This is a genomic window from Thermosporothrix hazakensis (assembly GCF_003253565.1).
Lineage (GTDB): Bacteria > Chloroflexota > Ktedonobacteria > Ktedonobacterales > Ktedonobacteraceae > Thermosporothrix > Thermosporothrix hazakensis.
Genome location: NZ_QKUF01000001.1, coordinates 88817 through 101015, shown reverse-complemented (window position 1 = coordinate 101015; position 12199 = coordinate 88817). Strand labels below are relative to the sequence as shown.

Here is a 12199-nt window from a genome sequence, read left to right as displayed (position 1 = left end):
AGAGGATCATTGTGTATTATCAGAATACTCCGGAGCAGCAGCCGGATTACACGCGCCCTGACTATTATCAGGAGTCGTCGTATCCTCCGCAGGAGATGCAGGAGTATCGTGGTCCGCAATGTATGGAGGGCTATACCGCCGAGCCCGTGAAAGAGCAGCAACCAGCGGCGGAAGGAGGCCAGAAAAGGGGGGGAATTCTTGGCCTGGGAGCTGCCATACTCTCTGTGGGGGCCTGGCTGCTGAAGTTTAAGGGACTGGCTTTCCTCTTGAAATTCGGGTGGGCCGGGCTCTCTGCGGTGGCCTCCATCGCGATCTATTCGATTGCCTATGGCTGGCAATTTGCCGCGGGGTTGGTGGCGCTGCTCTTTATCCATGAGATGGGACATGCTGTCGCTATGAAGATCAAGGGGATTCCGATTGGCCCGATGATCTTTGTACCGATGCTTGGCGCGGCGGTGATCATGAAAGAGATGCCGCGCAATGCGAAGGACGAGGCGGAGGTAGGTATTGCCGGACCGGTCGCGGGCGCGATTTCGGCGGGAGTGTGTCTGTTGATCGCGCAGTGGCAACCCGAGTCGGGCTCTCTGTGGGCGGCGCTTGCATACTTCGGCTTCTTCCTGAATCTGTTCAATCTGCTGCCTGTGGTGCCGCTGGATGGGGGACGTGTGGTGGCCGCGATTGATAAGCGGATCTGGGTACTGGGCTTTGTTGGCCTGCTGGCGGTCCAGATCTGGCAGTGGTTTCATGGGAACCCGTCATTCTGGCTGCTAGTGATCGTCTTGATGGCAGCCGGGCAGTTCTTTGCACGAGGTGGCAAGGCACAGACGCCCGAAGAGCAGGCGTATCGCGAGTCATATTATGCGGTGCCTTTGAGCTCACGCATTCTTATCAGCGTGCTATACTTCGGGCTGGCTGCGGTCCTCTACCTGGGCATGTCAATGGCACACGCTATGATTTTGCCTTATTGATATCGCTCTCTAGAGGCGATCAGTTGAATATATCGAAAGGCATGGATTCTCATGTGAGGTCCATGCCTTTGCTTTCTAGAACGGGATGTTATTGTTGCTCTTTGTTGCGAACCTCGACCCCGGTCATCTGCTCAAGCACTTTCAGGTAGGAGGTGTAGTCTTTTTTGCCATAGCCAGAGGCGCGGGTCATCTCGTAGAGCTGGCGTGCAAGTGCTGTCATCGCAACGGGAGTCTCATAGGTGGCGGCCAGATCGAGCGCCAGACCGAGATCTTTATGTAACAGGTCGGTCATAAAGCCGGGCTCGAAGCTGCCGTTGAAGGCTCGCATGGGGAACTGATTGGCAAGCTGCCAGTTTGCGCCCGTGCTGACACCGATAATGCGGGTCATCATGTCGAGGTCTACCCCGGCCTTTGTGCCAAGCACCAGCGCCTCGGCGGAAGCGGCGGCAATCGTGCCACAGAGCATATTGTTCAGGATCTTCACGACCTCGCCCGAGCCACTTGGCCCAACGTAGAAGATATTCTCTTTTTTGCCCATTGCCTCAAAGACGGGCAGAGCGCGTTCAAAGATCTCGCGTTCTCCGCCGACCATAATTGAGAGGGTGCCCTGAACGGCTCCCTGTGAGCCGCCGCTGACCGGTGCATCCAGAAAGTGTACGCCTTTCTCCTGCGCGAGCGCGTAGAGGTTGCGACTGGTTGTCGGGGCAATGGTACTCATGTCGATGATGATAGTATCCTTGCGAGCGCCTTCGAGCAAGCCCTGTGACCCACTGACGACCTCTTCGACCTGCTGCGAATTGGGCAGCATCGTAATCATGACCTCTGAAGCCATCGCGACGGCACGAGGTGAGGGAGCTTGCTTCGCGCCTGCCTGAAGTACTTCCTGCACTTCGGGCTTTTCGGGATGACGCGCATAAATCGTGACCTGGTGCCCGGCCTTGAGCAAATTGAGGGTCATGGGCCGTCCCATGACGCCGATACCGATAAAACCTATCTGCATGGTAAGCGATCTCTCCTGAAAATAGAGTAGGTGAGCATGCAGAGCGCTTCCTGATCTGCATGCTCGCTGTGGCTTATTCCATCTCAACCAGAATGGAGCCGCCCGTGACGACGGAACCTTCTTTGCAGTGAATGCGTTGCACGCGTCCCTCGTAGGGGGCGATAATCGAATGCTCCATCTTCATCGCGGTCAGGATGACAAGCACCTGATTTGCCTTGACGGTTGCGCCTTCCTCGATCTGTACCTTGATAATCGTGCCTGCCATTGGAGCCTTGAGCGCCTTTTGCGTATGCGCGGAGCTGCTGCCATGTAGCGCGTGCTCGATGTCAGGGGGCTGACGGCGCTGGAGCGTGTAGACCTGCCCTCTGTAGGCCACGCTGATAGCGTCTCGCTGGCAATCAACATACAGGCGTTCTTGCTGTGCGCCACTGCGTATCACTACTAGAGTATCATATCCAGCGAGCGCAGTGATAGAGCGCGGCTCATCTCCATTGACGGCGATGTCCCACACATTTGGCTGTTGGAGTGCCGGGCGCAGCGACACCCGATAGTCCTGCTCTTCGTGCTGGTAGCTCAGCTCGCGCCACTCATCTCGTAGACGCCACGGGCCCTGTGTCTGCCAGGGGTTGCCTTTTGTGATGGGCTGCTCGATCTCGGAGAGCGCCGCCGCAGCAAGGACCGGGAAGGGAAGCGCTGCCTGTGGCGCGGGCTCAAGGAGTCCCTGTTCATCCAGAAAGCCGGTGTGGGTCTGTCCCTGCTGGAAAGCCTGGTTCTTGCTAATGGTAGAGAGAAGCGGCAGGTTGGTGGTGACACCCAGGACGGCGCAGCGCTCCAGAGCCGTGCGCAGGCGTGCAAGCGCTGCGGCACGATTTTCCCCGTAGGCGATGAGTTTGGCAATCATAGGATCATAATACTGGCTGATGTCATCGCCGCTAGAGACGCCGCTGTCAACCCGGATGCCCGGGCCTGTCGGTTCGGCGAACAGGGCCAGCGTGCCGGTTGAGGGCAGGAAGTTCTGCGCCGGATCTTCGGCGTACAGGCGTACCTCGATAGCGTGGCCGCGTGGCTCAATCTGTTCCTGTGTGATGGCAAGCGGCTCACCGGCAGCGATCAAAATCTGATGCCGCACCAGATCAAGCCCCGTGACGAGTTCGGTGACCGGGTGTTCGACCTGAAGGCGCGTATTCATTTCGAGGAAGTAGAAGCGCTGCTCTTCATCCAGCATAAATTCAAGCGTGCCTGCATTGATATAGCCCGCCGCCTTCGCAATGCGCACCGCTGCCGCTCCCATCTCGGCGCGAAGTTCCGGGGTCAGGGCAACGGAAGGGCTTTCCTCGACAATCTTCTGATGGCGACGCTGAATCGAGCATTCACGTTCACCCAGATGGATCAGGTTGCCGTGTCGATCGCCAAGCACCTGTATCTCGATATGACGTGGGCGCACAAGCAGCTTTTCCAGAAAGACAGTACCATCACCGAAGGCCGCAAGCGCCTCACGCCGGGCTCCGGCAAGCCGGGGTAGAAACTCCTCGGCGCTCTCAACGATGCGCATCCCCTTGCCGCCGCCGCCTGCCGAGGCCTTGATAAGCAGAGGAAAACCAATGCGTTCGGCCTCGCGTTGCAGTGTCTGGTCGTCCTGTTCCGCTCCGTTATAGCCGGGCACGGTTGGTGCGCCGACACGCTGTGCAAGCTCTTTTGCCGCGATTTTCGAGCCCATCAGGCGCATCGCCTCGGCGGGAGGGCCGATAAAGACGATGCCTGCCCGCTCGCACGCTTCGGCAAACTCGGCGTTTTCGGAGAGGAAGCCGTACCCGGGATGAATAGCCTCAGCGCCAGCGGCCCGGGCGGCCTCAAGAATCGCGTCAATCCGTAAATAGCTTTGCGTGGCTGGCGCTGCTCCGATGCAGTACGCCTCGTCGGCCTCGCGAACATGGCGCGCCTGGCGATCCGCTTCTGAGTAGACCGCGACGGTGCGGATACCCATTTCGCGGCAGGTCGCCATGATCCGAACCGCGATTTCGCCTCTATTCGCAATCAGAATGGTGTTGAACATGACTTACATCTTCTCTTCTTCGTGCATGGTCCACTTTGGTGTACGTTTCTCAAGAAATGCTGTTAGCCCTTCCTGACCTTCCGGGCTGGTGCGCAGGCGGGCAATCGTCGCGGCTGTATATTCCCGGGCCTCCTCTGAGGGCATCTGCCCGACCGTTGTTGCCAGCGTCTTACAGACACGCATAGCCTGTGGGGCGCTGCTCAGGAGCTCTTTGAGCGTGCTTTCCAGCGCGGTATCAAGCTGCTCTGCTGGCACAACGACGTGCACCAGCCCGATCTGACGAGCGCGTTCGGCGGTGAAGCGTTCCCCGGTGACGAAGAGGGCGCGGGCGTGCGTTTCGCCAATTTTGCGCAGGACATAGGGTGAGATCGCGGCGGGGGCGATACCGAGCTTGACCTCACTCAGAGCGAAGCGCGTGTCGGCTGCGGCAATGACGATATCACAGACTGCTACCAGACCGACGCCGCCACCCATCGCAGCCCCGCTCACGCGTCCCACGACCGGGCAGGGGCAGGTATTGATGACGCGCATCAGGTCGGAGAGCCGGAGCGCATCTTCGCGGTTCTGTTCCTCGCTATAGTGAACCGATTCCTGCATCATCCGGATATCAGCTCCGGCGCAGAAGATTGGCCCGGCCCCGGTCAGCACGACGGCGTGCAGTTGTGACGACTGATGCAGCGTCTGGAAGGCGTCTATCAGCTCCTGCATCATTTCGGCGTTGAAGGCGTTGCGCACTTCGGGGCGCTGTAATGTGACAACGGCCACCCTGCCCTGATGCGTATACGTCACTGTAATATGCCGGTAGGTTGCCATACGTTGTCTTTTCTCCTTCCTTCTCTCTCTTGTTCTGCTCAAAGCCAGTGAATTGTACGGAATATGGCGATCAGAATAGCGGTCAGGATGCCCATAAAGCCAAGCACCACGAAGTAGGCCCATTGAAAGTGAAGCTCCGGCATGTAATCAAAGTTCATGCCATAAATGCCCGCAATTAATGAGTCGACCATCAGAATAATCGAGGCGGCGGTCATGGTGCGCATCACCTTATTGAGCTCATTGGAGGCAATGGTCAGGTTGGTATCCATCACACTATTGAGCTGATCGCGATAGATGTCAATCGTCTCGGCAAGCCGCGTGATATGGTCGTAGATATCGCGAAAGTAGACATCAACCTGAGGATTCTCGTGCAGCGGGTTGTCGCGGTTGGTCAGTGTGTTCAGGACATCGCGCTGTGGCGTGACAATCCGCCGAAGCTCAAGAAACTCCTTGCGGAGCGAGAGCAGCCGAATCGTAAGGTGACGGTTCGGGCGTTCGCGCTCAAACAGGTTGTCCTCAATCTGCTCTGCCTCGTCAACGAGTGTGTCGATAATCGGAAAATAGCTATCAACAACGGTATCAAGAAAGGAATAGAGCAGGATGCCAATCCCGGCGTCGAGCAGTTTGGTGTTACGAGTCCAGCGCTGCTCAACCTCCTCAAACGCGGCAATAGGCAGCTTATGCACCGTAATCAGGTAGTGCGAGTTTAAAAACATATCGATTTCATGAAAAGCAATTGTATTCTGCTTTGAGCCTCGTTCAACGGCATAGAAGACCATAAAGTAGAAATCCTGGTACTCTTCGATTTTCGGGCGCTGATGCTCTTGCAGAGCGTCTTCGACGGCCAGGGGATGCAGTCGAAAGCTGGTCGCCAGATGTTTTATTTCCTCCTCGTTCGGGTCACACAGGTCGATCCAGAGCAGGACATTCGGGTCCTGCAACTTTGCTTTCACGGCATGTACCGAATGGAGCTCATGAAACGTAGAACTTTTCCGATCACAATAGAGCGCTTTAATCATCTACTTTCCCTTTTACCGGGCGTAGTGTGGAGGGAAGACAGGCCGGGCTGCCTTCCCGTATTCCTGGCCCGGGTCTTGCACGAAGTTTGCATATATTTTGCATATACAAGATTGGAACGTGCAAGCGATTCCGTTAGCGTCACTACATCCTGAAGACGCCGAAGGGAGTTTCGGGCATGGGCGCGTTCAGCGAGGCGGCAATCCCCAGGGCCAGAACGGTGCGGGTATCGCGTGGGTCAATAATCCCATCGTCCCAGAGGCGGGCCGTGCTGTAGTAGGGGTTGCCCTCCTGCTCATACTTCTCAAGGATGGGCTGCATAAAGGCGGCCTCTTCTTCGGGGCTCATCGTCTTGCCGCGAGCGGCCAGTCCTTCCTTGCGGATCGTTGCCAGGACGGTTGCAGCCTGCTGTCCGCCCATCACCGAGATACGGGCGTTGGGCCACATCCAGAGCTGCCGCGGGGAGTAGGCGCGACCACACATGCCGTAGTTGCCAGCGCCGAACGAGCCGCCGATGATCACGGTAAAGCGCGGGACGGATGCGTTGGCGACTGCCATGACCATCTTGGCCCCATCTTTGGCGATGCCGCCATTCTCGTATTGCTTGCCGACCATAAAGCCCGTAATGTTCTGTAAGAAGACCAGCGGAATCTGACGCTGCCCGCAAAGCTCGATAAAGTGGGTGGCCTTGAGGGCGCTTTCCGAGAAGAGGATACCGTTGTTGGCGATAATACCGACCGGATAGCCCATGATGCGGGCGAAGCCACAGACAAGCGTTGTGCCATAGAGCGCCTTGAACTCGTGGAAGTCGCTGCTGTCCACAAGGCGAGCGATCACCTCACGGACATCATAGCTTTTCCGGCTATCGGCGGGCACAATCCCGAGCAGCTCATCAGGATCATAGCGCGGTGGCTCTGGTGGCCTGATCTCCCAGGGGATATATTTGCGCCGATAGAGATGTGAGACGATGCTGCGACAGAGCGCAAGCGCGTGCTCGTCGTTCATCGCGTAGTGATCGGTGACGCCAGAGGTGCGACAGTGCACATCGGCCCCGCCGAGCTCCTCGGCTGTGACCTCCTCGCCGGTTGCGGCTTTGACCAGTGGCGGACCACCCAGAAAGATCGTGCCGTTGCCGCGCACGATGATCGTTTCATCACTCATGGCCGGAACATATGCTCCGCCAGCGGTACAGGAGCCCATCACGACCGCGATCTGTGGAATGCGCTGGCTGGACATCCGCGCCTGGTTATAGAAGATGCGCCCGAAGTGGTCGCGGTCAGGGAACACGTCAGCCTGAAGGGGAAGGTATGCGCCGCCCGAATCGACCAGATAGATACAGGGCAGATGGTTCTGCTCGGCGATTTCCTGGGCGCGGAGATGTTTTTTGACGGTCATCGGGAAATAGGTGCCGCCTTTGACTGTTGCATCATTGGCAACAATCATGCATTCTTGCCCCTCAATAACTCCGATCCCGGTCACGATGCCCGCCGAGGGAGCGTCATTGTCATACATATCCCAGGCGGCCAGAGGGCTCAGTTCAAGAAAAGGAGTATCGGGATCGCAGAGCAGGTGAATGCGTTCGCGGGCAAGCAGCTTGTTCCGCTTGCGATGTTTTTCGATGGCTTCCGGGCCACCACCCTGTTTCACCTGTTCCGTGCGCTCGCGCAACTGTTCGAGCAGTTGCCTGAAAGAGCGAGCATTCTCTTGAAACTCGCTACTGTTGCGATCTATTCGACTTTCAATCAATGCCATTCTGTCTAGGTTCCTCTCGTCGATGATACTGGGAACAGCGTGCCGTGCGTCATTGCTCTATTTGCAGCATAGCACCGCTTTACAAGGCCCGTCAAGATTTAGACTTCTCGCCTGTGAATGTGTGATGGTGGAAGGTGGCTTCTGCCTGCCAGTTTTTCGGCAAAAAACTCGTCCGGATTATTGACAAATCGTACGGTTTCGTGTACTATACTTGCGTGCGAGGAAGAAACCTCGCGCGGCTGGTAACAAACAGCGTTGGGGTGTGGCCAAGCGGTAAGGCAGCGGACTTTGGATCCGCGATCCTAGGTTCGAATCCTAGCACCCCAGCCTCATCACTTTCTTTTCCTTCCACTTTGTAAGGCATTAGAACTTCTAATGCCTGATTTGTTGTTTATGCAGTCTATATTTCGCTCGTCAGGGACCCCCACCGGGGCCTGTGAAGAGCAGACCCGAACCTGACCAGTCTCAGCCAGCACTCCGTGTGAGTGATCGGGCTCCGTTCGGAGCGAATAGATAGGTACGTCAGGGTGTTTGCCCGCTCTGACCTCTACGGCCCATAGTGAAGCCTGTGCTATGGACAGACAAACCGCTCCAGAACCTTGACGAGGCATACATTACCCGCGCAAGCGGAGGTTCGAGGAAGGGGCGGTGACGTCCTCTTTCCTCCCCACGGCTGAGGCCGGGGATCTCCCGAGGAGATTTGTTTGATGAATACATATGCGACCGTGGTTCTTGCCGCAGGAAAAGGAACCCGGATGCGTTCAAGTTTACCGAAAGTGCTTCATCGGCTGGCCGGACGCCCCCTCCTCGGTCATGTCTTGAACGCTATTGAGTCAATCCCCGCTACCTCTTCTTTTGCTCCCCTCGCTGATTCTGTTCATTCACATCGTCCCGTTGTTGTGCTCGGGCATGAGCGTGAGCAGGTTGAAGCTGCTTTTGGTGAGCAGTGCCATTATGCATTACAAGAAGAGCAACTGGGAACCGGGCATGCACTCCTGATGGCAATGGATGTTGTGAATTCGCTTGCTCCTCTGCCACAAACTGTGCTGGTCTGTTATGGTGATACTCCGCTGGTGCGGCCAGAGATTCTGGCACAGATTGTGGCTGAACATATACAGCGTCAGGCGACAGTGACGTTTTTGACGGCTTTGACCGATCGTCCCTCCGATTTTGGCCGTATCGTGCGCGATGCCGCTGGGCGTGTGCTGGAAATCGTTGAGGTCAAGCGGGCCACTCCCGAGCAGCTCAAGATTAACGAGATCAATTCGGGGGTCTATTGCTTTGATCGCGAATGGCTCTGGCCCACTCTTGAGGCGCTGCCACGCAATCCGTCAGGCGAGTATTATTTGACCGATCTGGTTGGCATTGCCAGTCAGCAAGGGCGAGAAATCGCGACCGTGCTCGGGACGCTTGAAGAGACCATTGGTGTCAATAATCGCGTCCAGCTTGCCTATGCAGAGCAGCTTGTGCGCCGTCGGATCCTGGAGCAGCACATGTACGCCGGGGTTACGATTGTTGACCCGAGCTCAACCTATATCGATGATGGAGTGCAGATCGGCCAGGATACTGTGATCCTCCCTGGAACGATGATTTCCGGTGAAACGACGATCGGTGCGGGCTGCCGTATTGGACCGGCAACGACCATCGATCAGTCTGTTGTGGGCGACCGCTGTGTCATTCAGAATTCTGTCGTAGAATCCTCTACGCTGGAAGAGGGCGTACATGTTGGTCCTTTCAGCCATTGTCGCCCCGGGGCGCATCTGGCACGTGGTGTCTATATGGGGAACTTTGCGGAGGTCAAGAACTCCTATCTGGGACCCGAAACGCAGATGCACCATTTCAGCTATGTGGGTGATGCGACCGTCGGTAAACAGGTGAATATCGCCGCCGGTGTCATTACATCGAACTATGACGGCAAGCAGAAGCATCCGACCATTATCGGTGATCATGCGTTTGTCGGGTGTGATACGACGCTGGTTGCCCCGGTCACGGTCGGTGAGCATGGATATACGGGAGCTGGCGCAGTTGTGCGGCAGGATGTGCCACCACACGCGCTGGTTGCCGGGGTGCCCGCTCGCTTGATTCGCGTGCGCGAAAGTGCCGGGACGGAGCAAGATTCTCCTGTAGAATCTGGAAATAAATAGTTTTTGTGTCAGGGGGTGCCAACGGTTGCCCCTGACACGCTGTGAAAGGCAGTAATTGATGACCTATGGACGGCCCCGATCTAGGTAGTATAGCCGCCATTCTTGATTTTCGGTTGCCACAGTGGAACGGGGAACTCGGGACACAGCTCATCATCTTGCTTGTGGCTCTGCTTCTCTGTGCATTGGCTTCGGCTGCCGAGACGGCTTTGACCTCTATCAGCCGTATTAAGCTCAAAAATCTGGTTGAGGAAGGCGATCAATCTGCGCTGAAGATAGATCAACTCCTGGCTGAACCAAATACCTTCCTCACCACGGTGCTCATTGTTCATGTTGTATCGATCATCGTTGCCGCTGTTGCGTCAACACTCCTTGCCCTGCATTTCTTTGCCTCGTGGGGGCAGTTGATTGCCTCGGTTCTCCTCGCGCTGATTGTCCTGCTCTTCTGTGAGATCGTCCCCAAGACCGCCGCCGTCCAGAGCCCGATGAGTTGGGTGCGGATACTGGTCACGCCTATTCGGTTGCTGGCGCGGCTCCTTTCTCCGGTTGTCTGGTTGTTGCGTTCCGTGACCCGGCTGCTGGTGCACCTGACCAATGGGCGCTTAAAGCGAAGTGGCCCGTTCGTCACTGAGGAAGAGCTGCGTATGCTGCTGACTGTCGGCGAGGAAGAGGGCGTGCTTGAAGAGGATGAGACGGAGATGATTCATAGCATCTTCGAGTTCGCGGATACGACCACCCGTGAGGTGATGATTCCTCGCATTGATATGGTCACGTTGGCCGATACCACAACCGTGCTGGAAGCCGTGGACGTGGCCCTTCAGGGAGGCTTTTCGCGTATCCCGGTCTATGATGCTGGCAAAGGCGTTGATGAGATCATTGGCATCCTCTACACCAAAGATTTATTGAAACAGTTGCGTGATGGACAGACCACCCGCTCAATCCGCTCGCTGGTACGCCCGGCATACTTTGTACCTGAGACGAAAAAGCTCGATGATCTGCTGAGCGAGATTCGACAGAACCGCGTCCATATCGTGATTGTGGTTGATGAATATGGCTCGGTGTCAGGACTGGTGACGATAGAGGATCTGGTGGAAGAGATCGTCGGCGACATCAAAGACGAGTACGACCACGAAGAGAACCTCTACGAGAAGGTGAGCGAGAACGAGTATATCTTCGATGCGATGTTCAGCATTGATGACTTCAACGATCTGATGGATACCCACCTCTCGAATGAGGACTATGAGACGCTTGGTGGCTTTGTGTATGCGCAACTGGACAAGATACCTGGCGTAGGCGATGTGGTCTCCTACGAGGATCTGACCTTTACGGTGCTGGCAACCCGCGGCCGCCGGATCCTGAAGATTCGGGTGCAGCGAGAACAGAAGCCCGTTGAGTCTCAGCCGGGGCAGGATGTTCATACTGTGCCGGTCGTTCCGGCTTCCGAGAAGCAGAGCGACACAGGGGTCGGACAGCAGCCGATGGTGCGCCCGACATTTTCGGCTTTCCTGTAAGTGAGAGGAGTTTGCTGGATGCACACGTTGTTTGCTTCGTTGCCACGCCGGGTACGCGTGGTAGAGGTTGGCCCGCGTGACGGCTTGCAGAACGAGAAGGGACAGGTCCCCACTGCCCAGAAGATCCGCTTTATCGAGCAACTGGCCGAGGCCGGTTTACCGGTCGTTGAAGCGACCTCGTTTGTCAGCCCGCGGGCGATCCCACAGTTAAGCGATGCGTCCGAGGTGATGAGCAGCCTGACGCGCCTGCCCGGAACCGAGTATCCGGTTCTTGTGCCGAATATGAAGGGGATGGAGCGGGCGCTTGCTGCCGGAGTACGCTCGATTGCCGTCTTTACTGCTGCAAGCGAGAGCTTTACGCGCCATAACATCAACGCTACGATCGCGGAGAGTCTGGCAAACTTTCGCCCGGTGGTCGAGGCGGCACAGCGGGAACAAATCCCCGTGCGTGGGTATATCTCAACCGTCTTCGGGTGTCCCTACGAGGGTGAGGTCAAGCCCGAACAGACGCTTGAGGTGGCTCTGCGCCTGCTGGACATGGGTATCAGTGAGCTCTCGCTTGGCGATACGATTGGTGTCGCGACTCCCGATCAGGTGGTGACGGTGATTGATCTGCTGGTGACAAAGGGACGTATCCCGCTGGAGAAGCTTGCGGTGCACTTTCACGATACACGAGGCACTGCGCTGGCAAACGTCCTGACAGCGCTTCAGCTTGGTATTTCAACGGTGGATAGCGCTGCCGGTGGTCTGGGAGGCTGTCCATATGCTCCGGGAGCTGCTGGAAACCTGGCAACAGAGGACCTGTTGTATATGCTTCACGGGCTCGGGATTGAGACGGGGGTCAATCTGGAGAAAGTGGTTGCGGCCACCCGGAGTATTGCGCCCTTCCTGGGACATCCTCCGACGAGCAAATACTATCAGGCGGCCACAGCGCTCTGAAGCGT

9 protein-coding genes and 1 tRNA gene are annotated in these 12199 nt (G+C 56.8%); 5 read left to right on the top strand and 5 right to left on the bottom strand.

Going from position 1 to position 12199, the window contains the following annotated elements:
* Positions 1 to 11 precede the first annotated feature (11 nt).
* Positions 12 to 968 (top strand): site-2 protease family protein, encoded by a 957-nt coding sequence (locus EI42_RS00400; RefSeq protein ID WP_111317547.1) that lies wholly within the window; start codon positions 12 to 14, stop codon positions 966 to 968.
* 88 nt (positions 969 to 1056) lie between these two features.
* Here the strand turns inward: EI42_RS00400 and EI42_RS00395 are convergent, their stop codons facing one another.
* The 5 genes from EI42_RS00395 to EI42_RS00375 form a co-directional block, all read right to left on the bottom strand.
* Positions 1057 to 1968 carry an NAD(P)-dependent oxidoreductase gene (locus EI42_RS00395; RefSeq protein ID WP_111317545.1) on the bottom strand — a complete coding sequence of 304 codons (912 nt, stop codon included), beginning with the start codon at positions 1966 to 1968 and terminating at the stop codon, positions 1057 to 1059.
* 73 nt (positions 1969 to 2041) lie between these two features.
* Positions 2042 to 4021, bottom strand: a complete 1980-nt coding sequence (locus EI42_RS00390; RefSeq protein WP_111317543.1) for an acetyl/propionyl/methylcrotonyl-CoA carboxylase subunit alpha — start codon at positions 4019 to 4021, stop codon at positions 2042 to 2044.
* Positions 4022 to 4024: 3 nt separating this feature from the next.
* On the bottom strand, positions 4025 to 4834 hold the full coding sequence (locus EI42_RS00385) for an enoyl-CoA hydratase/isomerase family protein (RefSeq protein WP_111317541.1): 810 nt from the start codon (positions 4832 to 4834) through the stop codon (positions 4025 to 4027).
* 38 nt (positions 4835 to 4872) lie between these two features.
* Positions 4873 to 5853 carry a magnesium/cobalt transporter CorA gene (corA, locus tag EI42_RS00380; protein ID WP_111317540.1) on the bottom strand — a complete coding sequence of 327 codons (981 nt, stop codon included), beginning with the start codon at positions 5851 to 5853 and terminating at the stop codon, positions 4873 to 4875.
* Positions 5854 to 5995: 142 nt separating this feature from the next.
* Positions 5996 to 7603, bottom strand: a complete 1608-nt coding sequence (locus tag EI42_RS00375) for a carboxyl transferase domain-containing protein (RefSeq protein WP_111317539.1) — start codon at positions 7601 to 7603, stop codon at positions 5996 to 5998.
* Positions 7604 to 7859: 256 nt separating this feature from the next.
* Between EI42_RS00375 and EI42_RS00370 the strand changes: the two genes are divergently transcribed.
* The 4 genes from EI42_RS00370 to EI42_RS00355 all read left to right on the top strand — a co-directional run bounded on the left by EI42_RS00370 (position 7860) and on the right by EI42_RS00355 (position 12194).
* Positions 7860 to 7930: transfer RNA gene (locus EI42_RS00370), tRNA-Gln, on the top strand.
* Positions 7931 to 8310: 380 nt separating this feature from the next.
* Positions 8311 to 9747 (top strand): bifunctional UDP-N-acetylglucosamine diphosphorylase/glucosamine-1-phosphate N-acetyltransferase GlmU, encoded by a 1437-nt coding sequence (glmU, locus tag EI42_RS00365; RefSeq protein ID WP_111317538.1) that lies wholly within the window; start codon positions 8311 to 8313, stop codon positions 9745 to 9747.
* A 65-nt stretch (positions 9748 to 9812) separates the two neighbouring features.
* A complete protein-coding gene (locus EI42_RS00360) occupies positions 9813 to 11255 on the top strand; it encodes a hemolysin family protein (RefSeq protein WP_111317537.1) in 1443 nt (480 codons plus the stop codon).
* Between the two features lie 18 nt (positions 11256 to 11273).
* Positions 11274 to 12194 (top strand): hydroxymethylglutaryl-CoA lyase, encoded by a 921-nt coding sequence (locus tag EI42_RS00355; protein WP_111317536.1) that lies wholly within the window; start codon positions 11274 to 11276, stop codon positions 12192 to 12194.
* Positions 12195 to 12199: the final 5 nt, after the last annotated feature.

Coding starts and splice junctions, on each gene's coding strand:
- EI42_RS00395 (WP_111317545.1), bottom strand. CDS start 1,968: ATGCAGATAGGTTTTATCGGTATCGGCGTCATGGGACGGCCCATGACC.
- EI42_RS00390 (WP_111317543.1), bottom strand. CDS start 4,021: ATGTTCAACACCATTCTGATTGCGAATAGAGGCGAAATCGCGGTTCGG.
- EI42_RS00385 (WP_111317541.1), bottom strand. CDS start 4,834: ATGGCAACCTACCGGCATATTACAGTGACGTATACGCATCAGGGCAGG.
- corA (WP_111317540.1), bottom strand. CDS start 5,853: ATGATTAAAGCGCTCTATTGTGATCGGAAAAGTTCTACGTTTCATGAG.
- EI42_RS00375 (WP_111317539.1), bottom strand. CDS start 7,603: ATGGCATTGATTGAAAGTCGAATAGATCGCAACAGTAGCGAGTTTCAA.
- glmU (WP_111317538.1), top strand. CDS start 8,311: ATGAATACATATGCGACCGTGGTTCTTGCCGCAGGAAAAGGAACCCGG.
- EI42_RS00360 (WP_111317537.1), top strand. CDS start 9,813: ATGGACGGCCCCGATCTAGGTAGTATAGCCGCCATTCTTGATTTTCGG.
- EI42_RS00355 (WP_111317536.1), top strand. CDS start 11,274: ATGCACACGTTGTTTGCTTCGTTGCCACGCCGGGTACGCGTGGTAGAG.